The sequence below is a fragment of the Marinomonas ostreistagni genome (genome assembly GCF_016888445.1).
Taxonomy (GTDB): Bacteria; Pseudomonadota; Gammaproteobacteria; order Pseudomonadales; family Marinomonadaceae; genus Marinomonas; species Marinomonas ostreistagni.
Window position 1 is genome coordinate 234,313 of record NZ_JAFEKF010000001.1, and the last position, 26,799, is coordinate 261,111.

At 47.6% G+C, this 26,799-nt stretch carries 20 protein-coding genes; 11 read left to right on the plus strand and 9 right to left on the minus strand.

Annotated elements, in window-relative coordinates; all coding sequences use genetic code 11:
• Window positions 1-82: 82 nt before the first annotated feature.
• Window positions 83-730 carry an NUDIX hydrolase gene (locus JQX58_RS01045; RefSeq protein WP_204144975.1) on the minus strand — a complete coding sequence of 216 codons (648 nt, stop codon included), beginning with the start codon at window positions 728-730 and terminating at the stop codon, window positions 83-85.
• A 7-nt stretch (window positions 731-737) separates the two neighbouring features.
• Window positions 738-2,129, minus strand: coding sequence for an aminodeoxychorismate synthase component I (pabB, locus tag JQX58_RS01050; protein ID WP_204144976.1), 1,392 nt, complete (start codon window positions 2,127-2,129; stop codon window positions 738-740).
• Between the two features lie 91 nt (window positions 2,130-2,220).
• Here pabB and JQX58_RS01055 point away from each other — a divergent pair, with 91 nt between their 5' ends.
• The 6 genes from JQX58_RS01055 to JQX58_RS01080 all read left to right on the plus strand — a co-directional run bounded on the left by JQX58_RS01055 (window position 2,221) and on the right by JQX58_RS01080 (window position 6,603).
• Window positions 2,221-3,096 (plus strand): alpha/beta fold hydrolase, encoded by an 876-nt coding sequence (locus JQX58_RS01055; protein WP_338040629.1) that lies wholly within the window; start codon window positions 2,221-2,223, stop codon window positions 3,094-3,096.
• Between the two features lie 78 nt (window positions 3,097-3,174).
• Entirely contained in the window at window positions 3,175-4,437 is a 1,263-nt protein-coding gene (locus tag JQX58_RS01060; protein WP_204144977.1) for a DUF5610 domain-containing protein, read from the plus strand.
• 84 nt (window positions 4,438-4,521) lie between these two features.
• Window positions 4,522-5,028: a GspH/FimT family protein gene (locus JQX58_RS01065; protein WP_204144978.1), complete on the plus strand. Its 507-nt coding sequence runs from the start codon at window positions 4,522-4,524 to the stop codon at window positions 5,026-5,028.
• Window positions 5,025-5,315 (plus strand): hypothetical protein, encoded by a 291-nt coding sequence (locus JQX58_RS01070; RefSeq protein ID WP_204144979.1) that lies wholly within the window; start codon window positions 5,025-5,027, stop codon window positions 5,313-5,315. Before JQX58_RS01065 ends, JQX58_RS01070 begins: the two co-directional genes overlap by 4 nt.
• Window positions 5,309-6,202 (plus strand): type II secretion system protein, encoded by an 894-nt coding sequence (locus JQX58_RS01075; protein WP_204144980.1) that lies wholly within the window; start codon window positions 5,309-5,311, stop codon window positions 6,200-6,202. The genes JQX58_RS01070 and JQX58_RS01075 overlap by 7 nt, the downstream gene beginning before the upstream one ends.
• Complete coding sequence (locus tag JQX58_RS01080) at window positions 6,202-6,603, plus strand: hypothetical protein (RefSeq protein ID WP_204144981.1); 402 nt, start codon at window positions 6,202-6,204, stop codon at window positions 6,601-6,603. Before JQX58_RS01075 ends, JQX58_RS01080 begins: the two co-directional genes overlap by 1 nt.
• On the opposite strand, the gene JQX58_RS01085 is transcribed toward JQX58_RS01080, so the two are convergent.
• On the minus strand, window positions 6,600-6,845 hold the full coding sequence (locus JQX58_RS01085) for a PP0621 family protein (protein ID WP_204144982.1): 246 nt from the start codon (window positions 6,843-6,845) through the stop codon (window positions 6,600-6,602). The two genes, JQX58_RS01080 and JQX58_RS01085, sit on opposite strands and share 4 nt — an antisense overlap.
• 75 nt (window positions 6,846-6,920) lie before the next feature.
• Between JQX58_RS01085 and JQX58_RS01090 the strand changes: the two genes are divergently transcribed.
• Window positions 6,921-8,558, plus strand: a complete 1,638-nt coding sequence (locus tag JQX58_RS01090) for an NAD+ synthase (RefSeq protein ID WP_204144983.1) — start codon at window positions 6,921-6,923, stop codon at window positions 8,556-8,558.
• 55 nt (window positions 8,559-8,613) lie between these two features.
• Here the strand turns inward: JQX58_RS01090 and dapA are convergent, their stop codons facing one another.
• Window positions 8,614-9,486 carry a 4-hydroxy-tetrahydrodipicolinate synthase gene (dapA, locus tag JQX58_RS01095; protein WP_204144984.1) on the minus strand — a complete coding sequence of 291 codons (873 nt, stop codon included), beginning with the start codon at window positions 9,484-9,486 and terminating at the stop codon, window positions 8,614-8,616.
• Window positions 9,487-9,833: 347 nt separating this feature from the next.
• Between dapA and JQX58_RS01100 the strand changes: the two genes are divergently transcribed.
• Entirely contained in the window at window positions 9,834-12,470 is a 2,637-nt protein-coding gene (locus JQX58_RS01100) for a bifunctional diguanylate cyclase/phosphodiesterase (protein WP_204144985.1), read from the plus strand.
• 26 nt (window positions 12,471-12,496) lie between these two features.
• Here the strand turns inward: JQX58_RS01100 and JQX58_RS01105 are convergent, their stop codons facing one another.
• Entirely contained in the window at window positions 12,497-15,112 is a 2,616-nt protein-coding gene (locus JQX58_RS01105; protein WP_204144986.1) for a cyclic nucleotide-binding domain-containing protein, read from the minus strand.
• A gap of 533 nt (window positions 15,113-15,645) precedes the next feature.
• Between JQX58_RS01105 and JQX58_RS01110 the strand changes: the two genes are divergently transcribed.
• Genes JQX58_RS01110 through JQX58_RS01120 form a run of 3 tightly spaced genes read left to right on the plus strand, consistent with a single transcriptional unit; the run spans window position 15,646 to window position 20,409 of the window.
• Entirely contained in the window at window positions 15,646-17,568 is a 1,923-nt protein-coding gene (locus tag JQX58_RS01110; RefSeq protein WP_204144987.1) for a PrkA family serine protein kinase, read from the plus strand.
• A 50-nt stretch (window positions 17,569-17,618) separates the two neighbouring features.
• Window positions 17,619-18,908, plus strand: a complete 1,290-nt coding sequence (locus JQX58_RS01115) for a YeaH/YhbH family protein (protein WP_204144988.1) — start codon at window positions 17,619-17,621, stop codon at window positions 18,906-18,908.
• The gene (locus JQX58_RS01120; protein ID WP_204144989.1) at window positions 18,892-20,409 is read left to right on the plus strand and encodes a SpoVR family protein; all 1,518 of its coding nucleotides are present in this window, start codon (window positions 18,892-18,894) and stop codon (window positions 20,407-20,409) included. The genes JQX58_RS01115 and JQX58_RS01120 overlap by 17 nt, the downstream gene beginning before the upstream one ends.
• Window positions 20,410-20,474: 65 nt before the next feature.
• Here JQX58_RS01120 and JQX58_RS01125 read toward each other — a convergent pair whose 3' ends face one another.
• The 4 genes from JQX58_RS01125 to leuS form a co-directional block, all read right to left on the minus strand.
• The gene (locus JQX58_RS01125) at window positions 20,475-22,493 is read right to left on the minus strand and encodes a methyl-accepting chemotaxis protein (protein ID WP_204144990.1); all 2,019 of its coding nucleotides are present in this window, start codon (window positions 22,491-22,493) and stop codon (window positions 20,475-20,477) included.
• Between the two features lie 139 nt (window positions 22,494-22,632).
• Entirely contained in the window at window positions 22,633-23,670 is a 1,038-nt protein-coding gene (gene holA, locus JQX58_RS01130) for a DNA polymerase III subunit delta (protein ID WP_204144991.1), read from the minus strand.
• A gap of 2 nt (window positions 23,671-23,672) precedes the next feature.
• The gene (locus JQX58_RS01135) at window positions 23,673-24,182 is read right to left on the minus strand and encodes an LPS-assembly lipoprotein LptE (RefSeq protein WP_204144992.1); all 510 of its coding nucleotides are present in this window, start codon (window positions 24,180-24,182) and stop codon (window positions 23,673-23,675) included.
• A gap of 48 nt (window positions 24,183-24,230) precedes the next feature.
• Window positions 24,231-26,678: a leucine--tRNA ligase gene (leuS, locus tag JQX58_RS01140; RefSeq protein ID WP_204144993.1), complete on the minus strand. Its 2,448-nt coding sequence runs from the start codon at window positions 26,676-26,678 to the stop codon at window positions 24,231-24,233.
• Window positions 26,679-26,799 lie beyond the last annotated feature (121 nt).

Here is a 26,799-nt window from a genome sequence, read left to right on the forward strand (position 1 = left end):
GATCAAATTGGCAGTACCTTACCAAGTTCAACGGCATAGATAAAATACATTTGCCGCCTAACCTTATAATGCATAAGGTCTATCAGCGAGAATGATTTTCAATCGCCTGATAGAGGCCGAAAATAATGCCAGCCGTGACCCCCCAGATACGTAAACCCTCGAAGTGAATCTCAAAGAAGCCGCGTTTTAAGGCGCCAATTTCTCGCTCAACATAACGAAAGTTTCTTGGGTCTAGCAGATGCTGGAGTGGTACCCAATGCACACTATCGACTTCGTCGACGCTTAAGCTAAGCTCGCTTAAGCGGATCACTTCGGCGACCACGGGTTGAATACAAAATCCCGAAATCGAGCAGTATTCGCCCAGTTGGCCGAGCAAATCAAAGCAATCCGGTGTTAGGCCAACTTCTTCCATGGTTTCACGCAGGGCTGTGTACTGGATGCTGGCGTCTTCAGGGTCATGCTTGCCACCTGGGAAGGCGATCTGGCCAGGATGATTGCGCATATGGAGTGCGCGTTGGGTCAAGAGTACTTGCAGCTGGTCAGTGTGGGGGCAGTGATAAATAGGGATTAACACAGCTGCCGCACGGTAATCATGATGATAGGCCTGCGGCGCGATGTGTTGATCAGGATTGTAGATTTGCGTTTCTTGGTAGTGATTTAAGGCCGTACGAATCTCGTCAATCGTGGGATCGAGTGGGCGAGATTCGAGGAAACGCGTGACATGCTTCATGGCCAAATTACTTCAAAAATTGTGTCTCTAAAGTATGAGTTAATTTGCCTATTTTGGTAAAGGTTTCTTGATACTCTTCAGCACAAATAGAATCCGCGACCAGCCCGCCACCAGCCCAGCAATGCATGCGCTCACCATCGGCGATCATGGTGCGGATGGTGATACTGGAATCCATTTGACCATTAGCACCAAAATATACGAACGAGCCGCAGTAAACGCTGCGCTCATGGGGCTCAAGTTCGTCAATGATTTGCATCGCACGCACTTTAGGCGCACCAGTGATCGAGCCGCCAGGGAAGCTTTCTTGAAACACTTTGATGGTATCAGCCGGTGTGGCAACGCGGCCTTCTACAGTAGACACCATGTGATGGACATTGGCGTAGCTTTCTAGAGCGAAAAGTTTAGGTACACGAATACTGCCAGTCAGGCAGTTTTTGCCAAGGTCGTTGCGCAAAAGGTCAACGATCATAAGGTTCTCGGCACGATCTTTTTCTGAGTTGAGTAACTCGTCGGCCAGTGCTTTATCTTGCTCGGGCGTCTCACCGCGGGGGCGCGTACCTTTAATCGGCTTAGATTCCACACGGTTATCATAGCTTTGAATAAAACGCTCTGGTGAGTGTGACAGCACTGCGCGCCCATCAGGCAGTACCATGTATGCGCCAAATGGCGTCGGACAAGCCGCTTTTAGAGCTTGGTAGGCTTGCCAAGTTTGACCTTGGTAAGGCGCGCTGAAGCGCTGTGTTAGGTTTACTTGGTAACAGTCACCGGCTTGAATATAGTCTTGTACTTTTTGAAAACGCTCGGCATATTCTGCCGCCGTCATGTTGGCCTCAAACGCAGCGTTTAATGCAAACGGTTGCGCTAAAGTCTGATCGTCCTCTTGGCCTAACAAATCGAGTAGCGTTTGCTCATCGAATTGACTCCACGGCGTGATGACCAGTTGTGTTTGCTGCTGCTGATGATCGGTTACGATGGCCCAGCCATAAAGGCCCATCAGAATAGTGGGAAGATTAACGTCTTCGATCACTGTTTGCGGCAGTTGTTCTACGTAGCGTCCTGCTTCATAGCCATAATAGCCAAGTAAACCACCGTTAAAAGGCACTTGGGTGTCATTGGCCCATGGCTGGCAAGTCATTTGCGCGACTAACTCAGTTAGGATATCCAGCGGCTGCTCAGCGTCGATCTGTACCACAGGTTCGACAAACCAATGAAGCTGGCAATGAGCGCCTTGGGCTTCCAGCATCGCAAGCGGTGCCGCACTGAGAATATCAAAGCGTGTATCCTTAAAGTGCGGATGATTACTGTCCAGTAATGTTGGGTATGGAAGATGACTGAACTTTGGGAACAGAGTTGCTAATGAGCTTTCATAAGGCAAACTAATGAGTTTGACTTCTGCCATAATGGGAACCACGTAAGTTAGAAATTGTATTAAAGCGTTTTCAGGGCGACATTTTACCCTGAAAAAAGCGATTGAGTGGGAAAGAATTAAAGTGTTTGCGACAAAATTTTTACCAAGGCCGGATTCTGAGCTGGCTTACCATCTGATTGAAATACCGAATAGCAAAACCGATCGTGCCTGCGTCATGATTCATGGGGCAGGCGTCGCTGGGCAATTGACCTACGAGCCAATGCTTGAACACCTCAATTATTGGCGTTGGGTGCTGGTGCCAGATTTAAATGGTATGGGAGAGTCGTATTTTCAAGGACAACAAGAAGCGCCAGTAACGATTGAAAGCTTATCAGCTGATATTCAAGCACTGTTAGCGCACTTAAACTGGCAGCAATTTGATCTGATCGGGTATTCCTTGGGCGGCTTGGTGGCGCTGCATGTGCAAGCTCATTTAGCCAATGCGGCGCAACAGGCTCGACGTCTTGTATTGATGGAACCTGCTTCTTTAGAGCGCGAGTGTGAAGAGACGCTCGCTAAAGTTCGTCAGCGCTATCGCAAGGCTTCACAAACCATTCGTGAGACCGGTGATGTAGAGCTTGGCATTGCCCATTTTATGGATGGTGTGTCGCCTAACCGTCGTAAACACCCTGTAGCTGAGCAGATGACCCAAAGCCGTTTGGCACATCGTCCGATTGGCTTTAGTTATGCACTGGATGCGGTGACAGATTGGGCTGAGCGTGTCTACCAAACACCTGAACTGCGTACAGAGTTATTCGAAGCAGCACCACAAGTATTGTTGTTCTCAGGCGCGTTGAGTCATGAATTGCTGCGTCAGCACTACGATGTATTAGCCGAGCGCTACCCAGCTTGGCAGCATGTCTCTGTGTCGGGCTGTGATCACTCGCTGCCATTTCAAAAGCCACGACAAATTGCCCGTCATGTGGCGCAGTGGCTAGAGAAATGCGATGGGGCGTAAAAAACTGTTATTTTTTGCTAAAGTTATTTTAATATTGGTCGATAATTGAACAAAGGTTCAATCTATCTGGAGGAAGTTATGTCTGATCCATTAAAGGGTTTAGGCGACTTAAATACGGCTTTTTTACCTCGACGGTCGCCCGCTGAGAATATGCTAGCGTCACCGCAAGGGCTGCAAAACCGCGGGGTGGATGGCTACAGTCCAGGTACGTCTATGTCTACGCGGTCATTGAGTGTCGTACAGCAGTCGATGTCCGCACGCTTGCAAGCGAGCTTTGCCACGCCTAATGCCAATGCCGCTGAACAAGCGCAAACATCTGCTAGCAAAAATCAAAATGATTTTTCGCCTGATAAAGTCGCACAGCGTATCTTGTCTCATATTGGCAATTATATGGAAAAACTGCAGCAAGAAGGTGCGGATAACGAGCGCCTCAGTTCGGTATTCGATACGGCTAAGTCCGCGGTTGCCCAAGGCATGGCTGATGCCAGCGAGAAGTTAGAGGCGCTAGGCTGGCTAACAACCGGTGTCCAGCAAGGTATTGATGACACGCAAGCGCTGATTGATGACGGCTTTGAATCCCTCGATAAAATGTTTTTGCAGTCTGCTGAGACCGTCATGCAAGCGTCTATGCAGACACAGCAAAGTTATCAGCGTGAAGACTATTCACAGATTCAGATGACGACCCAAGAAGGGGATGTTGTGAGCGTGAATCTGTATGCGCTACAGGCTAGTGCTCAAGGGCAAGCTGCGGCAATGGATGAAAATGGTGTCAGCTTTGTACGTTACGAAAGCTCGAGCCAGTCGTTTGCCTTCGACTTTAGTGTAGAAGGCGATTTGAACGACGATGAGCGTGCTGCGATCCAGCAAATGATGCAGTCTGTTGGCCAAGTCTCAGATTTATTTTACGACGGAGATGTCGCTGGCGCCTTGCAAAAAGGGTTGGATATGGGCTTCGATGCCTCCCAATTAGCATCTTTCTCTATGAGTCTGTCATCGACGCAAACGATGCGTTCATCGCAAGCAGTGTCTGCCTATGGTCAAGGGGCTGGCTCGGGAATGCGTTCGATTCAGGAACCGTTGGCTGATTACCGAGAAGCGCTGGAAGATACCATACAAAAAGCGTCAGAAATCTTCACAGATTTCCGCGATGTGGTGGATTCAGTGATGGGCAACATCATGACCATGCGAGAAGAGCAAGAGCAGAAAATGGATGATATGCAACAGATGTTTGCCTATCAAAGAGAAATGATTGATCGCATCAGTCAGTGGTTAATGCCAGACGCAGAGCAAGCCACTAACGATAGCCGTGAGGTTGAGAGCAACCAAACCAGTAATGCCTGATCTTAGCGGTTAATGAATGTTAGTAAGCAAGGAGGCTTACTCACATTCTGTTAGTGTTTTTAAAAAAGACATAAGGAGTGTGTCTTGAAGATATCTTACCACGCGTTTTCCCTAGTCGAAGTGCTGGTCGTCATTGTGCTGTTAAGCATGGCAGCGGCCGCTTTTCGAGCCACGGGCATGACACAAATGTTCCGTTCATGGTCCCTAGAACATACCTTAAGTGAGCAAAGCCAAACCCTCTTACGGGGAATTGAACGCGCCCGTACTCTTGCCATCAGTAGTGGTCAATCCGTAATGTTGTGTGGCGGGCGTGCCTGTAATGGCGCATGGTCGGACGCGCTTTATTTGACCTACGCCACAGGTGGAACCCCACTTTGGCGTAAAGAGTTTGCCGCCCAGACACGCATAAACTGGCAAGGATTTCCCCAGCAACGAGACTACATTGAGTTTTTGCCAACAGGTCTTGCCAGCTATCAAAACGGCTCTTTTTATATCTGCTTAGAGCAGTCTCACGCGCAACGAGTCATTATTAATCAAAGTGGTCGTGCCTACCTTGATGCGCCCAATTACGCTGCCAAGGAGTGTCTGTGAAGAGTTCGCGACGTGGCTGGATGTTGATAGAAACCATGCTTGCAGTGACTTGTTTGGCATTAGTATTGTCCTATGCCCACTTCCAGCAAAGGCAAGTAGATCAGCGTCTCAGTGAATTGATCCTGAACCAGCGTCAACAACAGCAACAAGTGATGCAAGATACCGCAGCGCGATTATTCGGCCGTAATATTGTTTTAAGGGAGGCAAAGCAGCGCGTACCGACTTGTCATAGTTGTCGTGGCAGTGATTTGATACAAGTGCTCAATTATGAGTTAAACCAATGGTAAGACCTCATTCACGCCGCGGGTTTATGCTCCTAGAGGCGGTTTTAGCCATCGCCATTTTAGTTACAGTAGTGGCATTGGTATCGCCTTTTATTGGCTCTGTTCAACAAGCCACTCATGAACGTGAGGCGATATTACAGCGCTTGGCTTTGGAGCGCGTTATTTCTGAGCAGTTACGCGCTCAGTTTGCTCGCCTAGGTCGAGTTGGCTGCCATAATGCGTCAGGCCAAATGACCATAGGTTCTAGTGCATCCCCACCCGCGATTTTACGTCAGGCGGATTTGGTTACAGGCAGTGATTGGCTGCGCGCGACAGATAGCGGGCTTTGTAATGGGTATGGCATCAAACAAGGTCAGCGTATCGAGGCGCAGCTACCGTGTGATGGACTCGATATTGGCGATCATCTGTTAATAAGCAGTTGTACTGGCGCGGCTCAGGCGCGAGTGCTGACACGTCAAGCTGAGCAGGTTATTGCGCAAACTGATGCTTCTGCGCTGCTCGATGGCACGGTATTACTCAGCACACAAGTGCCGTTTTATTGGTATTTGGCCCCAGGGCGAGCCCATGGGGTCACAACGCTATGGCGTAAGCCTGTGAATCAGGGGAATGCGACAGAACTGCAGCCCAATATAACCCACTTGCGTGTCTATCCTGTTGTTGATAGTGATCAAGATGGTCACGCTGACACCATTGAGACGCGGCTTAAGCAAGTGGCGTTGAATTCACTTGAAGGGATGCTGGTGGAATATCGCTTCCAAGTAAGCGAGTGTGTAGATGCTTTGTCTAACCACGCTAAGTTTACCTACCATTCTCTGAGAGGCGATACATGGCGATATGATAATCGCTGTAGTGCGGTATCAAAAATATTGATCGATTTGGGGCGCTGGTGATGAAAAACACGCGCTTAGGATGGGTGTCAGTGCCCATTATGGTGTTGATTCTGAGTGTCACTGGGCTTTTGCTGGCGTTGCAGTCATCCGTCAATGAGCATGTCTTATGGCAGTCTTACTTCCAAACCACGAGTGCACAACAGTATTGGCGTAGCGTGTTTGCGAAGTTACAGTCTGGCGCGGTTGCCAGCTTGCCTAGTGCTTGCGATGGCTTCTGCTCACCTTGGGCCTCAGTCCAATCTTGGCAGAGCATGCAGCTCGATGGTGACACGCTATTTGTGCAAGTGCATCATCACGATAATTATGATGCAAAACGTTGGTGTGCGAGCCTAGATAAAAAGCTGATCTATTGCGCATGGCAGCGCGACGGACAAAGGTCTTTTGCGCAGCTAATACGCTAGCGCTTTTGCTGGGCTTGTTGGTGCTCTAAGGTACAAAAAGGTAATTGCTCGTGGTTATAAATAGCGTGGTTTTTAGGGATGAAAGTTCCGCAATGCGCGCATTTAACCATGGCTTCTTCGTGAGGTTGCTCTGATTTCTTGGCGGGTGTTTGGCTTTTCGAGGTCAGCACTTTCATAAACTGTCTATAAATTATCCAGCCAACAGCAAAAACTAGTATAAATAATAATAAACGTACGATCATGCCCTTTACCTTAGCAATGCAATTCCACGACAATAACACCATATCATCTAACAGACTCTCTGAGATAGCAACGAAATGACCATTCGAGTAGCCATGGCCCAACTGGATATGCTGGTTGGCGACATTAAGAACAATACAGAATCCGTAATCGAGCAATCCCTGAAAGCGAAGCAAGAGCATCAGGCTGATGTTATTGTGTTTCCTGAGTTAACTCTGACCGGCTATCCGCCAGAAGATTTACTACTACGCCCAAGCTTGGCACCGCGTATTGAGGCAGCGTTACAAGAAATCTTAGCGCGTGTTCAAGACATCTATGTTGTCGTAGGCTACCCGCGTGTTATCGATGGTGAGTTATTTAACTGCGCTGGCGTTATTTACCAAGGTGCTTTAATAGGCGAGTACGCGAAGCAGAAGCTACCGAACTTTAAAGTATTTGATGACAAGCGTTACTTCAGTGCGGGCACCGAGCCTTGCATTGTTACGATTAAGGGCGCCAAGGTTGGCTTGAGCATCTGTGAAGATGTGTGGCATCCAGAGCCGATCGCTCAAGCTAAAGCCGCGGGCGCAGAGCTTATCCTGAACCTTAATGCTTCGCCATTCCATATCGAAAAAATGGGTGTGCGTGAGCGCTTATTGCATCAGCGTGCCAGTGAAAATGAATTGCCGATCGTCTACGTTAACTTTATGGGCGCGCAAGACGAGCTGGTCTACGAAGGCGGTTCTTTTGCTGTCGATGCTCAAGGCAACAAGGTTTGCCAGGCGCCGTGGTATGAAGCAGGCCTTTACTGTGTTGATTTCAATATTGCAGAAGATCGCTCGCCGCGTGTGGTGCCGATGCAAGGCACCATTGCACCGACACTGGACGTTGAAGCCAGCGTTTACCAAGCCATGGTTACTGGGCTGCGCGACTATATCGAGAAAAACCGTTTTAAAGGCATCGTGCTGGGCTTAAGTGGTGGTATTGATTCGGCTTTATCGTTGGCTGTGGCGGTCGATGCGATCGGTGCCGATCGTGTTCAAGCGGTTATGATGCCGTACACGTATACCTCATCAATGAGCTTAGAGGACGCTGAAGAAGAAGCTAAGCTTCTAGGCGTTGAATATAGCGTGTTGCCAATTGAACCCATGGTCACTGCCTTTATGGAGACGTTAGCGCCTGAATTTGAAGGTTTGGCACGTGATACCACCGAGGAAAATCTACAGGCACGTACGCGCGGTGTGACGCTGATGGCGATCTCCAACAAGAAAGGCTATATGGTGCTGACGACCGGTAATAAGAGTGAAATGGCAGTGGGTTATGCCACATTGTATGGTGATATGGTCGGTGGTTATTCAGTACTAAAAGATGTCTTTAAGACGTTAGTATTCCGTCTATGTCGCTACCGTAATAGCTTAGGCTATGTCATTCCTGAGCGCGTGATTACACGTCCGCCGAGTGCGGAATTGGCCCCAGATCAGGTCGATGAAGATTCGCTACCAAGCTATGATGTGCTGGATAAAATCCTGCATCAGTACATTGAGCAAGATATGAGTGCCGAAGCGATTTTGGCAGCGGGCGAGTTTGATCGTGATACCGTGTATCGCGTGTTACGTTTAGTGGATTTAAATGAGTACAAACGTCGCCAAGCACCGACCGGCGTACGTATTACCGAACGTGGCTTTGGACGAGACCGTCGTTATCCAATCACCAATGGTTGGCACATCGGAGAATAAACCGAAAGCTTAAGCGTTTAAAAAGGGGCAATCTTCGGATTGCCCCTTTTTTGTGTTACAGCAATTCTAAGTCCATCATTGCTTGGCGAATCGCGGCTTTAGTACTGTCCTGCAGAGGAACCATTGGCAAACGGCATTCATCGGTACATAAGCCAAGCAGAGACAGTGCGTACTTCGCCCCAGCAGGATTGGGTTCGATGAACAGTGCTGCGTGTAGCGCAAATAGCTTGTCCTGCAGCTTTGCAGCAGCGACAAAATCACCTTCACGACAGAGGCGATGCATCTCGGCAGATTGCTTAGGTGCAACGTTTGATGTGACCGAAATACAGCCATTACCGCCACCGACGTTGTAGGCGATCGCTGTGACATCATCACCGCTTAAGTAACTAAACGGCTTCTGAATCAGGGCGCGCTCGCGAATTGGGCGAGTCAGGTCTCCGGTCGCGTCTTTGACTCCTACAATACGAGGGAGTTGAGCTAGTTGTGCTAACGTGTCTACTTCGACACCAACCACGGCGCGTGGTGGGATGTTATAAACAATGATAGGCAACTCGGTATGGTTGTGAACGTACTCAAAGTGCGCATAAATGCCACGTTGGTTTGGACGGTTATAGTAGCCAGCGACATGCAAGGTCGCATCAGCGCCTGCCTCTGCCGCGTAATTCGAATATTCAACCGCTTCAATTGGGTTGTTGGAGCCTGCCCCGGCAATAATAGGTACTGCTTTATTCGCTTCTTCAACAGTGATTTCAATCACACGTTTGTGCTCGGCTTCGCTCAGTGTTGGGCTTTCGCCAGTGGTGCCAACCGGCACAAGACCATCGATGCCTTGCTCTATTTGACGACGCACAAGGCGGCGCAGAGCTTCTTCGTCAAGTTGATTGTCACGAAATGGTGTTACGAGTGCAGTGATGGCGCCTTGAAACATACTGATACCTCTTGTTAGTGGACAGCATGTTGGCTTAGTAGGGGGCCCGTTCAGCAAACATGCTGTCGGGTTTTTGTTAGGTTACATCCACACGCCAGCATCGCAAGTTTGTTTCACCTTACGTTTATCGCCGTTGCGTTTTGATGGGAGTGTTACCTGGATCATTGGGTTCGCTTAAAACTAAAATTCTAATTCAGGTCATGCTGACGGTTTTTATTTGTTGAGTCAACCAAGAAAGTGGATAAATTGTCGTTATTAAGTTAGTAATTCGAAAGCTTTTTAATTAGCATGGATGCCGCCGACGTTAGCACATCGTCATGGCAGTTAAGCGTCGTTTGAGGAAGACTATGCACGATAAGATCAAAGCGTTGCTAGAAAAGCATTTGCCTGAGCAGTGTGCTTCAGAAACCTATGCACGACTCGCATCTGAGTTTGATCAGTTGCTGCAAGAAAAAGACGACGAGATTGCCCTGCTTGAGCGTACGATGGATTTAACATCGGATGCTATGAGCGAACGAGAAAGCTTTGCGGTTGAGCATTTGGAGCTGTTCGAAACCACTTTTTGGGGGGCTCGAGAAGGGCTGATCTTAGTGGATTTTGAGGCCCAGCGATTAACCTACAATCATGCCTTAGCGTGTTTGCTTAACGTCCCTGAAAGCTTTCAAGGTGAAATCAGCCTAGAGCAATTCCTTTCGCTATTGGCGACTCACTTAGAGAATCCCGACAACTTTTTAAGTTTTCTTAAACAAAGTCACGACAATATTAGTGAATTCGAAGGTGAGTTATTGCTACAAAATGGTCGTTGGCTGAAGTATTCAGTACGGCCTAGATTGCAACATGGCAAGCTTGTCGGTCGGCTGTGGACCCTCACAGATATTACCGATCACAAACAATCCCAACGAGCGTTGCTGGATTATCAGCAAGAGCTCCAAAATGCCCACGAGTTGGCTAAAATGGGAGCTTGGCGCTTTACCTTTGCCACGCAGATGTTTGAGTTTTCAGACGACATCATCCAGTTGTTACAGCTTGATTCTAATCAGCGTAGCTTGTCCCTAGAGAGTTTTTTAGCGCTTGTTGAAGATAGTCAGCGTGAAGAGCTAACGCGTCAATTCAGTCGCTGCCAAGAGCATGGTACGACCATTCAGTCTGAGCTGCAGTGCGTCATCAATGGGCAAGACCGTTACGTGATTTTGCGAGGCCGACTCAAGGTGGCCGATTTATCTGCTGAAGACCGTATTCACGGAGTGTTGCAGGATATTTCAGATTTGCGCACCTCCGAACATCTAGTAAAAGTGTCGTCACACTTTTTTCAGTCCTCGATGCAAGGCAATGTCTTGATGGACAGACAGCGCAGCATCTTGGATTTTAATGATGTTGCTTGCAGTATTTTTAAGCTCAATGAGCACGTGTTTGCTAAGCGCATCAATGAGCGTTTGGCGACCGCATGGACGCATGACATGTCGATCAACGATATTTGGCGTCATGTGGTTGAGCAAAATCATTGGGCGGGTGAAGTCTACTTTACCGCGCCAGAAATGGTCGACAAAACCTTATGGTTGTCACTTGAAGCTTTACGTGACAAACAAGGCAAAGTGATTAACTTTATCGCCATTTTTAACGATATTACCGATTCGAAAGTAGCAGAAGAACAGCTACATCATATGGCGTATTTTGACCCACAAACGGCCTTGCCTAATCGCTTTCAGTTTGAGCAATTCCTGCGCCAGAAACTCAGCTCTTCTACCTTAGCGCAACAACCCATCACGCTGTTTTATCTAGATTTAGACCGCTTTAAATTCGTTAATGACTCCTTAGGGCATCATGCTGGGGATGAGTTATTACGTCAGGTCGGTAAGCGTTTAACCTCAGCGGTGCCCAATGCGACCTTGGTCGCGCGACAAGGCGGTGATGAGTTTGTCATGTTGCTGACAGGACAGTTAAGCCGTGCGCAACAAGAGCAGATTGCTAGCTATCTGATTGAGCAGTTGGCGGAAGTGTTTGTAGTGTTCGAAACGCAGGTTTACATCGGCGCGAGTATGGGCATTGTCAATTTGCCAGCCGACGCGCAGGATTTGGTGTCGGCCATGCGCTATGCAGACATTTCGCTATATCAAGCGAAGAAGTCGGGTAAAGGCTGTTATACGTTTTGGCAGACAAGCTTCTTAAAAGACTCAACGCCTGAGCGCATACGCTTAGAATCTGAGTTACGTGAAGCGATTTTAGAAGATCAGCTGGTACTGCATTTTCAACCCAAAGTTGAAGCAAACTCCGGCAAAGTTTATGGACTTGAGGCCTTGGTGCGCTGGAATCATCCGCGTTTGGGCTTGGTCTACCCAGACCAGTTTATTGGCATCGCAGAAGAATCGAACTTGATTCTTGAGCTGGATCGCTGGGTTGTGAACGCAGCAGCGCAGCAGATTCGTCAATGGCATCAAGCTAAATTGCCTATTTTGTCGGTATCGGTGAATGTGTCTGCGGCCCATGTGACACGCTTAGAGTTGATTGACCTGTTTCAGCAGCTGTTGCGCGAATACCCTTATTTAATCAATTGCCTAGAGATTGAACTCACCGAAACGGCCATCATGGCTGACCCTGATAAAGCCACTAAGATTTTAAATGAACTGCGAGCGGCAGGGGTTAATTCTTCGGTAGATGATTTTGGCTCAGGCTATACGTCATTGGGGTATCTGAAAAAGTTAAACGCTAATACCTTGAAGATCGATCGTAGTTTTATCGATGGTATTACCTACGATGACTACGATCGTGATGTGGCTAAGGCCATCATTGCCTTGGCTACAAGTATGTCGATGGAAGTGGTCGCTGAAGGGGTCGAGACCAAAGCGCAATGGGATATGCTACGCTCATTTGGCTGTAAATATCTGCAAGGCTTTTTCTTTTCTAAACCAAGATCTGCTCATGATATTGAGCAAACTATTTTGCTACCGTTGAGTAGGCCTGAAAAAGCCTGCGATACCAGCCAGTAAGCGCAGGCTTACTGGCTGATGTTTGGCTATCCCAACAATGACGGTTTATGCGCTAACAGAGCTTGTGTCCATTTCTCATAGCCTTTTTCATTTAAATGCAGCAAGTCGCATTGAAACATGCCATGGTCAACGTTGCCTTGAGCGTCTAGCAGCATAGCATTGCTGTCGATGAAATAGGTGTTTGGACGTGCTTTCGCCAGCTGTTGTAGCTGCTTGTTGGTGTTATTCACCGTATGACGTAAGTGCTGTCGTGTAGGGCTTAGTTTGATACCCAAGATAGTCACTACACAGCCTGGCAGATAGCGATCTACTTTTTCCAGCAGGCTGACATACCATTCGATCACACGATTACTGCTTTGTTTATTACCAATGTCGTTGTCACCAGCGTAGATCACCAGTGCCGCAGGGTTGTAAGGCAGTACAATACGTTCGAAATAGTACACACACGCTTCAACGGTGGCGCCATTGAAGCCTAAGTTAACCGCATTATGGTCATCAAAATGCTCATTAAAGTCGATCCACGAGCGGATGGTCGTACTGCCAAAAAAGGCGGTTGGGCGTTGCTCGAAGGTACGATGGGCCAGACTGAATTCGAGCTGACGTACATCTGACTCAAACTCTACATCTAATTGGTTCACACTGCGTACGTTGGAAATACAGCCTTGCTGACCACTGAGTACAGGGTACTTTTTCATTTCTTGGGCTAAGCTTTCGGCTTCCTTAACCGCGTCTCTAAATTCGATTTGGTAGTCGGCTAAAAATTGCGTCAACGCGGCTTTATCTTGGATGTCCACGCGCTCCGAGATGCGAAATGCCGGTTTAATCACAACCGAATAAATATTGTGATCGGCACGCTTATCAAAGTTGGCGACCGCAATGGGCACGATCCAAGGTTCCTCTTCTGCATTAAAAGAGCCTGCTAGCTCAAACACATAGGGTAGTAATTCACCTGGAGATTCTTGTGTGGCAAAGCTTTTGCCTTCTGGCGAGATCAGCAGAGGCGTATGCTCGCGAAGGGTTGCTTGACCCTCTTCAATGAACTGCTCGTACGCCTCGGTACCATGGGTCAAAGCATCCCAGCTATCGACAAAAATATTGCCAAAGCGCTCATAGTAAGCATCGCGCCAGAATTCGTACTCTTTGCTACGGCGGACTACCCGTTGCGCCGCAACGCCGTATTGGCGCGAAATGACCATGGAGCTAATAAATTGTGCGTCCAATGAATAGCGGAAACCATTAGGTAGCTGCGTGCTTTGTGAGCCTAAAAGGTGGTTGTAAATAAACAAGCAGCCTTGGTTTTTAGGTAAATTCTCGGTGCCTTTAATGATATAGGGCACTTGTTGGAAGGCCTGCTGAAACTGCTCAGTGCCGACACGACGGATATCAATGGCGCTGAGGTCATTCGGTAGGCTGTTGACGGTATCGTAGATCTGAGTGAGCTTGCGGTAAAAAGCATTTTCACGCTGTAAGTCTTTTAAAATATCAAGACTCATGCCAGCGACCGTCCGCTCGGTGCGATTGCCGTAGTGCAGGCATTGATATAAGACACCAAACGCTTCGTCGGTGGTGACGGAGTTTTTAAGCAGAGCGCCGACCTTATACAGCGGCGAACTGACCGGCAAAATCGCCGCGCTTTGTTCAATCATGCTGTTAACGGCAAGCACTTCATCGCCCGCGATTTGCGATAGGTAACGCATGCGCGCAGACATCAGGTGAGTGCCGACCAGCCAGATTAAGCGGTACCAATATTTGATTGCAAACTTGGGCAGCTGCTCACAGATTTCAGCCAAGTCTTGCTTGGTAATAAACAGAACGGTGCTGTCACGTGAGCTAATAATAGTAGAGCGATTGCGTTGCTCAGTTTGCGGCGTACACCAAGCCAAGACTGTTCCGGGGCGGGCAATGGTTCGCGTGGTGAGAATGTCCCCAGCATCGGTTTGGTAACTGACAACCGCTTTACCTTTAATTAAAAAATACAGCCCATCTTCAGGTTGATCCTGCTGTGAGATGATGTCCCCTTGGTGGGCCAAAATAACGTGAGCGTGTTTCGCCAGCGCTTGAATCTCTGCTTGGGTAAATGTCTCACAAAAAGCCGTATCAGAGAGGAGGGCAAACGACTCTTTGATGGTTTGCTTAAGGCGCTCAGGCTCCAGCAATGGACGCGTTTCTTCAAAGGCCAAAGACTCGTTGGCAAAGAAAGGGCGTGTCAGGTTTTGAATAGTGGTGAGCACAGGTAAAGATTCGCGGTACACGAACGCTAAAAATTGCTGAGCAAACGTATTGTCATCGTCTAAAAGCTTTTGTAGCGCAACAATAGGGAAGGCGATCAGTTGGCTTTCTTTGGTAGCCTGAAAACTGGTGGCATAACGGGATGGATGACGAAATGCTGACCAACCTACTGGTGAATGTTTTTTACTAATCAAGCCAACATGATAGGACTTACCGGAGTCTTGCAAAGGAATAGAAATCGAAATTTCCCCTTCCAGCAAAAAGTATAGTGAGTGGCCGACCTCAAACTGTCTAGCGAGCATTTCGCCAGCTTTGAGCGTTTTGTAGTGGGCCAGCTCATTTAATGTCTGTATGACGTCGTCTGAGGCATGTTCGGCAAAAGGAAGTGCGCTCACATAGTTTGATAAATCCATTAAACCACCTTGAGTGTGATGTGTTGGCTAAGACCCTATTAGTTCGCAGATGACACGTTTAAGCTGGTAGCTGTGCCCATATCGGCGAGTGTATAAAATCAAAGCAAAATCTGTTCCTAAAACACCATTAACAACCGCTATTTAGCGCGAGGCAAGCAATTGTTTTTTCGTTAAATTACTACAAAAAAGACGATTTAGGAAAGGGTAGTTGCCTTGTTACGACCAAAATACCTGCAGTTTATGATGCGCTTTTAGGTTTTTGAGTAAACCTCTATGTGTAACTTCCTTAATCTTGTGCATAGATATTTGAATTGCTTACATTTCAGATAGTTAATGGCTTATCACTTTGTTTTACTGAACATTTATTTTTGTAAAAGCGCAGCATTCTTCCTTGAGTAGTCGCCAGACTATGCTAAACCTTAATTATCTTGTCTGACTATTTATTGCTCTTTTCTCCACGAGAGTTTGCTTGACACCCTGGGTAGCCGTTGCACTTGTGCGCGCCCATAGACTGTAGATAAGGGGATACCGCCATGAGTATTTTTGACCATGTTCAATCTCGTTTTGACGCGCAAAAAGAAGAAGAAATGTCTTTAGACGAGTATCTAACCCTCTGTAAATCAGATCCCTCTGCCTATGCTTCGGCGGCTGAGCGCTTGCTGTTAGCCATCGGTGAGCCCGAAATCATTGATACCTCAAAAGACACGCGCAGCAGTCGGATTTTTTCTAATAAGCTGATTAAGCGTTACCCAACTTTTGAGCATTTTTACGGCATGGAAGATTCGATCGAAAAGATTGTTTCCTTCTTAAAACATGCGGCTCAAGGTCTCGAAGAGTCCAAGCAGGTGCTGTATTTATTGGGGCCAGTGGGCGGTGGTAAGTCTTCTCTAGCTGAGAAGCTTAAAGAGCTTATGCAGTCGGTGCCATTTTATGCCATCAAAGGCTCGCCTGTGTTTGAATCACCGCTTTCATTATTTGATGTGAACGAAGACGGTGACATTTTAGAAGACGAATATGGCATTCCCAAACGCTACCTTAAAAGTGTCATGTCGCCTTGGGCCGCTAAGCGTCTTAAGGAATACAACGGCGATATCCAACAGTTTCGCGTAGTGAAAGTGTACCCGTCAGCCATTAAGCAAATTGGTATTTCCAAAACTGAGCCAGGGGATGAAAACAACCAAGATATCTCGGCGCTAGTTGGTAAAGTGGATATTCGTAAACTGGAATTCTTTGAGCAAAACGACGCCGATGCGTATAGCTATTCTGGCGGTTTGTGTCGCGGTAACCGTGGCATCATGGAATTCGTTGAGATGTTTAAAGCACCTATTAAGGTGCTGCATCCATTGCTTACCGCCACTCAGGAGGGTAACTACAATGGTACCGAAGGCTTAGGTGGCATTCCATTTGATGGCATTATTTTGGCTCACTCTAACGAATCTGAGTGGCAAACCTTTAAAAACAACAAAACCAATGAGGCCTTCATTGACCGTGTGTTTACCGTCAAAGTGCCTTATTGCTTGCGTGTCACAGAAGAGATGAGCATTTATCAAAAATTACTTGAGCATTCTTCTCTTCGACACGCGCCTTGTGCGCCGGATACGTTAAAAATGTTGGCGCAGTTCTCAGTACTATCGCGCATCAAAGAACCTGAGAACTCCAGTATTTTCTCGAAAATGCGTATCTATGACGGCGAATCTTTGAAAGACATCGACCCGAAAGCAAAATCATTGCAAGAGTACAAAGACGCGGCGGGTGTGAACGAAGGGATGGATGGCCTATCGACCCGTTTTGCCTTCAAGATTTTGTCACGGGTGTTTAATTTTGATCCGACTGAAGTGGCGGCCAATCCTGTGCATTTAATGTATGTGTTGGAGCAACAGATCGAGCAAGAGCAATTCGAGCAAGAGCGCCATGATCGTTATCTACGTGCCTTAAAAGAATTCATTGCGCCACGTTATGTAGAGTTCATTGGTAAGGAAATTCAAACTGCGTATCTTGAGTCGTATTCTGAGTACGGCCAAAACATTTTCGATCGTTACGTCACTTATGCCGACTTTTGGATTCAAGACCAAGAATACCGAGACCCTGAAACAGGCGATATTTTAGATCGTGCTGCGATCAATGATGAGCTAGAGAAAATCGAGAAACCTGCAGGGATCAGCAACCCGAAAGACTTCCGTAATGAGGTAGTGAATTTTGTGTTGCGTGCTCGCGCTAATAACAATGGCCAAAACCCAAGCTGGTTAAGCTATGAAAAATTACGTGTGGTGATTGAGCGTAAGATGTTCTCCAATACGGAAGACTTGTTGCCGGTGATTTCGTTTAGTGCCAAATCGTCTAAAGAAGACCAACGCAAACACAACGAGTTTGTGAAGCGAATGGTTGAGCGTGGCTACACTGAAAAACAAGTTCGTCTATTGTCTGAGTGGTATCTACGAGTGCGTAAATCCCAATAGGTAGTGGTTGAGTAGTTGCCTAATATTGGTTGATAGAGGAGGGTGCGAGCATGTCTTACATAATTGACCGCCGCCTGAATGGGAAGCACAAAAGTAGCGTCAATCGACAGCGTTTTTTGCGTCGCTATAAAGAGCATATCCGCAAAGCGGTTGAGCAAGCGGTGAACCAGCGCAGTATTCAGGATTTGGATCGCGGTGAGCAGATCACCATCCCCAAGCGTGATATTCACGAGCCCCACTTTGGCCATGGCCAAGGGGGCAAAGGCTCGATCGTGCATCCAGGTAATAAAGAGTTTGCCTCGGGCGATCGCATTCCTAAACCTGAAGGAGGGCAAGGGGGCGGTTCAGGGCAAGGCAATGCCTCCAATCAAGGTGAAGGCGAAGACGATTTTGTGTTTCAAATTTCTCAAGAAGAGTTTTTGGACTTTGTCTTTGAGGATTTGGCACTGCCTAATCTGGTGCGCAAGGATCTCAAGGAGATCAAAGAATTTAATTTAAAGCATGCAGGGGTGGTCTCTGAAGGTACCCCTTCCAAACTGAATTTGGTGCGCTCAATGCGCAATGCTTATGCTCGACGTATGGTCATGAGCAGCTCGTCACGTCGAAAACTCGCCGAAGCAGAAGCAGAGCGTGAGGCCTTATTAGACAGCGCAAGCAGTGCTGAAGAGAAAGCCCGCCTCGTCTGGCTTGATGAGCAGATTGAGTTGCTCAAGCAAAAGATTGAAAGCACGCCCTTTTTAGATACCTATGATCTGCGTTACAACCATCATATCAAAGAGCCGCGCCCGAGTAGCAAAGCGGTGATGTTTTGCATTATGGACGTGTCTGGATCAATGACGCAGGAGACGAAAAATATTGCTAAGCGCTTTTTTATTCTGCTGTATCTGTTTTTGCACCGTAACTACGAAAAGATCGATGTGGTCTTTATTCGCCATCACACCAGTGCCAAAGAAGTGACCGAAGAAGAGTTTTTTTATTCTCGTGAGACGGGCGGGACTATTGTTTCGAGTGCACTCAAGCTGATGCATAAGATTGTTAAAGAGCGCTATTCGCCTGATCAATGGAACATCTACGCAGCTCAAGCCTCGGACGGAGACAATTGGGACGATGATTCGCGTATTTGTAAGCAAGTATTGGCTGAGGATTTAGTGGATCTAGTGCAGTACTTTACCTACATAGAAATTACGCCAAGGGATCATCAAAGCCTTTGGTACGCCTATGAAGAAGTACAGGCAGCGCATCCAGACAGCTTTGCTATGCGTCATATTGTTGAGGTCGGAGACATTTACCCTGTGTTCCGTGATTTGTTCCAAAGGAGGCAACATGAGTCGAGCCACTAGTAAGTCCGACTACCTGTCTCAAGGTCCTGATTGGTCATTTGAGTCGATAGAGCAGTACGATATTGAAATCGGTAAAATCGCCCAAGAGTTCGGTTTGGACACCTACCCGAATCAAATTGAGATCATCAGCTCCGAGCAAATGATGGATGCCTATGCATCCGTGGGCATGCCGCTAGGCTACCATCATTGGTCCTACGGCAAACAATTTTTAGAGACCGAGCAAAACTATAAACGCGGGCGTATGGGGCTTGCGTATGAGATCGTCATTAACTCGTCTCCATGTATTGCTTACCTGATGGAAGAGAACAATATGATGATGCAGGCGTTGGTTATTGCCCATGCTTGTTATGGTCACAATTCTTTTTTCAAGGGTAACTATCTGTTTCAAACATGGACCGATGCCAGTGCGATTATTGACTACTTAGTATTTGCCAAAAAGTATATCTTGGACTGTGAAGAAAAGTACGGCATCGAAGAAGTAGAGCTTACGCTTGATTCGTGCCATGCGTTGATGAATTTTGGCGTTGACCGCTACAAGCGTCCTATCCCATTGTCTTTGACCGAAGAAAAAGCTCGCCAAGATGAGCGTGAGCAAATCTTACAGCAGCAGGTTAACGATCTTTGGCGCACCATTCCGGTGTCAGAGAAAGTAGAGCAGAGCAAACTTAAAGAAGCGGTTTTTCCGAGTGAGCCACAAGAAAACTTACTCTACTTCTTAGAGAAAAATGCGCCACTTCTAAAACCTTGGCAACGTGAGATTATTCGTATCGTGCGCAAGATGGCACAGTACTTTTATCCGCAGCGCCAGACGCAGGTGATGAATGAGGGCTGGGCATCTTTTTGGCATTACACTCTAATGAATGAGCTTTATAACCGCGGTAAAGTAGGTGAGGGTTTTATTCTTGAGTTTCTACAGTCCCATACCAATGTGGTGTATCAGCCTAGCTTCGATTCGCCATACTATTCGGGGATTAACCCTTATGCGTTGGGTTTTGCGATATATTCGGACTTAAAACGTATGTGTGAAGCGCCAACCGAAGAAGATCGTCGCTGGTTTCCGGACCTAGTGGATCGACCTTGGCTGGAGGTGTTGCATTTTGCCATGCATAACTTCAAGGATGAGAGCTTCATCCTGCAATTTCTATCGCCTAAGGTGATGCGAGATTTTCGCTTCTTTGGCATTGAGAACAATGAGGTTGATCCGTACGTAGAAGTCAAAGAGATTCATAATGATGAAGGCTTCCATGCGTTGCGCCAGCGCTTGGCACAGCAATACAACTTGAGCTACCGTGAGCCTAATATTCAGGTGCAACGAGTCGACTTATACGGCGATCGCAGCTTAACTCTACGTCACACTATGGATAATGGTCGCCCTTTGAATGATGACACCATGGAAGTAATCAAGCACTTTAAGCGCCTTTGGGGATTCGAAGTTCGCTTGGAATCTTGCAGTGGTGAGACTATTTTACAAACCTATAACTGCGACAGCACTTCTCTTTAGGAAGATGTAACTTTAAAGACAAATAACAAGGGAGGCTCAGGCCTCCCTTTTTTGATCAATCAAGATTAGAAATCTAGCTGATTATTCGACTTGAGGCGTGCGATCATGTCGACTTCTTGGTCGATCTCAACTACACGATGGCTCATCTCGTTAATCGACGCGATGCTCGACTGCACGTCTTGGCTGGCCATTTCTGAGGTGCTGTTTAAGCTATTGATCTGTTCTGACAGGGTTGTGGTACTTTGCAGTAGTTGCCCCATAAAGCTGTCTATTTTTTGAATGCTTTGCTCGATTGAGCTCACTGAGCCATCCACGGCATGGATGGTTTCGCCAGTCTGATTTAGGCTTTGCTGAGTGTTTTGCGACAGTTGACGTACTTCATCGGCGACCACGGCAAAGCCACGTCCAGCTTCTCCAGCACGAGCGGCCTCGATGGCAGCATTGAGCGCCAAAAGGTTGGTTTGATCAGCGATCCCAGAGATTACCTTGATGATGCTTAAAACGCGCTCAGCATTATCTTTGAGCTGTTTTACATTTTCCACCATCTCAATACGGTCTTTTTCTTGCGCTTGAATGGCTTGGCTAAAAGAGGCGAATTCAGAGCTTACGCCGGTGACTACGCTTTGCGTTGATTGCGAGTAATCTGTGACGCGCTCAAAGCTGGCGGTAGCTTCTTGGAGTAGTGGGCGGTATTCAGAAAGCTGTTGAATGAGATTTTCCTGCAGTTGATTCAGCTGACGGCTACTGTTGAGCTGTGTTAGCAAGAAGTACTCACGAAAGTTCGCGTAGTGAATCGGAAAATTATCGACGAAGTAGTCTTTAAATGTTTCACCAGGATTCACTTTGAAGAAGAATAATCCAGTCAAAGTTTGGTTCATATGTAAGCCGAGAATCTCACCAAAAGTGGAATACCCAGCGGCTTTGATGGCTTTGAAACTTTGGATGTTGTTAAGTTCTTTGCTGTTATTGAGGCGACGCAATATACAGTCATTGGCAATCATCGCTACAGGTTGACTTGGCTTGTCGCGCATAAAAGCTTGCGCCGCGCGTTCGGTACTGCCGACAAAATCTTGCGCTTTTACCAGAATCAGTTCATCGCCAAAATCTAAGTCACAGAAAAAGTGGATCAGACCTTGCTCGACATCGATGCCTGCAACAGAACGGATGAATAGCTCGTCGCGAATACTGACCGCAAACGTATGGCCAACAAGCTTGCTGTCTAATTCATGAGGTTGACACTGGAAGTGAGTGCATAAGTGCTCAATGATATTGACGACTTTGCCGGTCTTTTGGGAAATGACTGAGCGCACATTACGATTAAGTGCGTCCGCTTCGGCGATCACAAACGACTCGCTGGTGCGCTCAAAGTTGTGAGTTTTGAGAATGCCAAATCGAGTATTGGGCTGCATTTTTACAAACGCGACGACTGCACAATTATGCGCTACTTTATTGCCATCATGGACAAGGGCTTGTTGGAAATCGAGCTTACCACCGGCAGAGCCACCTAAAAAATGGCAAGGGAACTTGCCCGTAGCGTACATGCCCTGCATAAAAAAGTTTTCAGAGGATGATAGACCGTCAATAAAGGTTAGGGCGATGGTGTCATTGAAGTAAATTGGAAACGGCACATTGATCTTTGCCATGTCCTTCTCAATAGCATGGATGCGTTGGGCTTTTGAAAGAGTAGGGCTGCCGTTGCGTAAGTCTTCACAGTGCAGAGGAACCGAATGAATGCTCACCTCGGCAAATAAGTCGCTACTAAAGCTCTGTAATACCAAATTATCCCATTGGCCATCCGCAGCTTGATAAAGATTGCTACCACAGCTATTTAACTCACCTGCGGTCATGATGGCAACTACGTTGCGACAGAACGGCGCTGCAGCTTTGATCTTCTGAACGGTTGCTTCAAAATTTAAATGAGGTGATACATACGCCAAGATTAGACGGGTTTCCGCTTTGGTGAATGCTAAAGGTGCTAGATGCTCTGCATCGATCTGCGCTGAGCTTACTTGCACAATATGAGAGTATTCTAGGTCACGCTTTGGTGCTGAAGTGTCAGCAGAAGTACGTTTGAACCAAGCCATATTTTTATCCTAATAGTAGCAACCGTGTATTAGGTTAGTGTATGGGCCATGGGCTTCATGGCCTGTTGGGTTTTTGTAAACTTAGGTTGCTTTTCAGTGCGCGTCAAATGATGGGTGCACTGTTTAGGGGAGGCTTGGCTTAGGTCAGTGTGGCGCGATCTAATTCGGTAGCGACGGGTTTGATGCCACAAAACATCAAAGCTAGATTGCGAAAGCCCAGTTCGATATCGGGGCCATCAAGACCCTTAATGCTTTGGTCCAGAAGCGCGATATAGCGCTGCATGTACGCTAGAGAATTACCAGAATGGCGGCTGTAAGCACTTTCATAAATTGGAATGCGCTTATCCCAGATGCGCAGCTGCTGACAGGCTTGGCGAAAACCTTGTTGGCTGGCCATATGACCCAATTGACTAAGCGTGCTAAGTTCACGGTTAAACAGCCAGAGCAAGATGCTGTCTTCGATACCTTCTGCACGTAATTGGTGCAAGCAGTGCAAGGCCTCTTTTACTTTGCCCGTCAGTAGGCGATCGCTCAAATCATAGACCGTATAACGACTAGAGTCGGCAACCGATTCTTCGATGGTTTGAGCGTCTAGCTGTGTCCCAGGTCCGTGGCTCAACAGAAGCTTTTCGAGCTCTTGAGAAAGCGCTAGCAGGTTACCTTCACCACGCTCACACATTATGCTCGCCGCATCGCGTGAAAGCGTAAGGTTAAGGGCTTTCGCGCGCTGCTGTAGCCATGCAGGCAAGCGATTGGCATCAATCGGCCAGACTTGGACAAAAGCGCCTTGCTGCTCTAGCTGGCTAAACCATTTGGCTTTTTGGGTGCGAGCATCTACTTTAGGTAGCGTTAGCAACAGTACATTGTCACCATTAAGATGCTGTGCAACTTGCGCCAGCGCTTTGCTGTGTTTTTCGCCCAGTTTATCAATTTGGATATCAAACAAGCGCCGTGTCGAGAACAGTGACAAGGCTTGTAGCTCGTTGATCACCTCTTGCCAATCAAATTGAGCGTCGGCGACAAAACGCAGGCGCTCTTCAATGCCATGGTGAGCGGCCGCTTTGCGCACCGCATCACAGGCTTCTTGCATTAAAAGCACTTCATCGCCAGAGACAATATAAAGTGGCTGTAGCTGTTTTTCGAGTGCTTGATTAAGTTGGTCTGGGCGAATCTTCATCGTTATAGTGGCGCGTAATTCAAATCGTAAAGAAGCTCATTGGCCAGTAGACTGCCCGCGCGACGCATTTGCTCGTTGTTGTAGGCGGCTTTGACACTTTGCTCAGCATCTTGGTTATTCAGCATGATAGACGTACTGATGGTGCGCGGGCCCCAAAGTGCTTTGCCTTGTTCATCACGAATAAAGTAAATGGCGCTGATGCGACGCTCTACTTGCGTCACGTCGTTGTCACTGGCACGGGCCATAACCGTATCACTTGAGCTGATAGGATTAACTTTGAGCTGATACAGGTCAGCGGTCGGTTCACCTTCGACAATATTAATCCCCGCTTTGGCTAAGGCAATGCGAAGGTCTCGGTTAAACTCTGCTGAGCCGCTATCAAGAGACAATGTCAGAGTTTGTAGTTGAGGTGGAATATTGACTTCACCACGAAGGTGAAAACCACAGGCAGTCATCAACAATGCCAGCATCAATACGCCTAATAACCCAATGGTACGTGCTTGTAAAATCATAGAAATTCCTTAATAAAAAGGGTGGCCTGAGCCACCCTTTGTCGTCACTTAGTTGGCGACAATGTTAACCAGACGTCCCGGTACGACAATGACTTTACGTACTGTCTTACCTTCGATGAACTTCTGTACATTTGGGTTAGCCAATGCTTGTGCTTCCACTTCTTTGTTATCAGCCTTGGCTGATACGGTCATTTCCGCACGCTTTTTACCAAGTACTTGAACCACGATGGTCAGTTCATCTTTGACCAACGCCGCTTCGTCTACTTGAGGCCAAGGCGCATTCACCACGTTGTCACCGTGGCCAAGCTCTTGCCAAAGCTGGTGCGCAATGTGTGGCACGATCGGCGACAGCAATAGGATGGCTGCTTCGAGTGCTTCGCGCTCAACTGCTAGACCCAGCTCTGATTGGTCTTCAAATTTGCTGATCTCGTTGCACAGTTCCATCACGGCCGCGATAGCAGTGTTGAAAGTCTGGCGACGCTCGATATCGTCACTGACTTTACCAATGGTTTCATGGGTTTTACGACGCAGTGCTTTCTGGTCACCGTTTAACGCTTCGACATCTAGTTGACCTACTGTGCCAGCATTATTGTGGCGATATGCAAGTGACCATAGACGACGTAGGAAGCGAGAAGCACCATCGACACCTGCATCGTTCCACTCTAGAGATTGCTCTGGTGGCGCAGTAAACATGATGAACAGACGTACTGTGTCGGCACCGTATTTCTCGATCATCTCTTGTGGGTCAACGGTGTTGCCCTTAGATTTCGACATCTTAGTACCGTCTTTGTTTACCATGCCTTGCGTTAATAGGCGCTTAAATGGCTCGTCAGACGTTACAAGACCCGCATCGCGTAGCAATTTGTGGAAGAAACGCGCGTATAGCAAGTGCAAAATAGCGTGCTCAACACCACCGATGTATTGGTCAACAGGAAGCCAGTAGTTGGCTTCTTCGGTTAGCATAGCATCGTCAGACTCTGGGCAGCAGTAGCGTGCGAAGTACCAAGACGATTCCATAAAGGTATCGAAGGTATCTGTTTCACGCTCAGCTGGCTGGCCATTGTAAGTCGTTGCCGAGAACTCAGGGTTATTCTTGATCGGTGAATTCACACCGTCCATAACCACTTCGGTAGGCAATTCAACTGGCAGTTGGTCATGCGGTGTAGTAACCACTGTGCCATCTTCAAGGTTGATCGTTGGGATCGGCGCGCCCCAGTAACGCTGACGACTTACACCCCAGTCACGTAGACGGTAATTTACCTTACGCTCACCAATGCCTTGCTCGGTCATGAAGGCTGCAATGGCATCGAATGCAGCAGTGAAATCTAGGCCATCGAATTGACCAGAGTTGCAAAGAATACCTTTTTCAGTGAAGGCTTCTTTTGCGAGATCAATGGCTTCGTCACCCGCAGGTTGGATCACTTGTTTAACTGGTAGACCGTATTTCTCTGCAAATTCGTAGTCGCGTTGATCGTGGGCGGGTACAGACATGACCGCACCAGAACCGTAATCCATCAATACGAAGTTGGCTGCATAAACTGGAACCGATTCACCGGTGATAGGGTGTACGGCCTTAAAGCCGGTATCCATACCTTTTTTCTCAACCGTCGCAAGATCAGCCTCGGTAGTAGAAGAATGTTTGCTTTCTTCGATGAAGGCAGCAAGATCGGCATTGGTTTCAGAAGCTTCAAGCGCTAGCGGGTGCGTTGCTGCCACCGCCAAGTAGGTCACACCCATAACGGTGTCAGGGCGTGTCGTGTAAACCGATACGCGCTCTTCTTTGCCTTCTACAGCAAAGCTGAACTCTAGACCTTCAGAACGACCGATCCAGTTACGCTGCATCGCCTTAACTTTTTCTGGCCAGCCATCTAGCTGATCAAGGTCGTTCAGCAGTTCTTCTGCGTAATCCGTGATTTTAATAAACCACTGGGGGATGTGTTTGCGCACAACTTGTGTGCCACAACGCCAGCAACCACCGTCTTCAACTTGCTCGTTGGCCAGTACGGTTTGGTCTTCTGGACACCAGTTCACTGCAGACGTCTTTTTGTACGCTAGGCCTTTCTCCACTAACTGAGTGAAGAACCATTGTTCCCACTTGTAGTATTCAGGTTTACAGGTGGCAATTTCACGGTCCCAGTCGTAGCCAAAACCGAGCTTTTTCAGCTGGCCTTTCATGTAGGCGATGTTTTCATCGGTCCATTTGGCTGGCGCGGTTTTGTTTTTGATCGCCGCGTTTTCCGCAGGCATACCAAATGCGTCCCAACCCATTGGTTGCATTACATTTTTACCCAGCATACGCTGGTAGCGAGAGATCACATCACCGATGGTGTAGTTACGCACATGGCCCATGTGGAGTCGACCACTTGGGTAAGGGAACATAGATAGGCAGTAGTATTTCTCTTTGCTTGAGTCTGCCACGGCTTTAAATACTTTGTTTTCGTCCCAATAGCTTTGTGCAGCAGTTTCGATTTGCTGCGGACTATATTGTTCTTGCATGTGCTTTGCTCATCCCGTTATAGGCGTTAAGTTTGTTTGGCGTCTCAATACGTAGTAAAACGTTAATGATGGAATCGCTGCGCTCGGCGGCTAAATTTCGCCAACAGAAAATTGAAATATC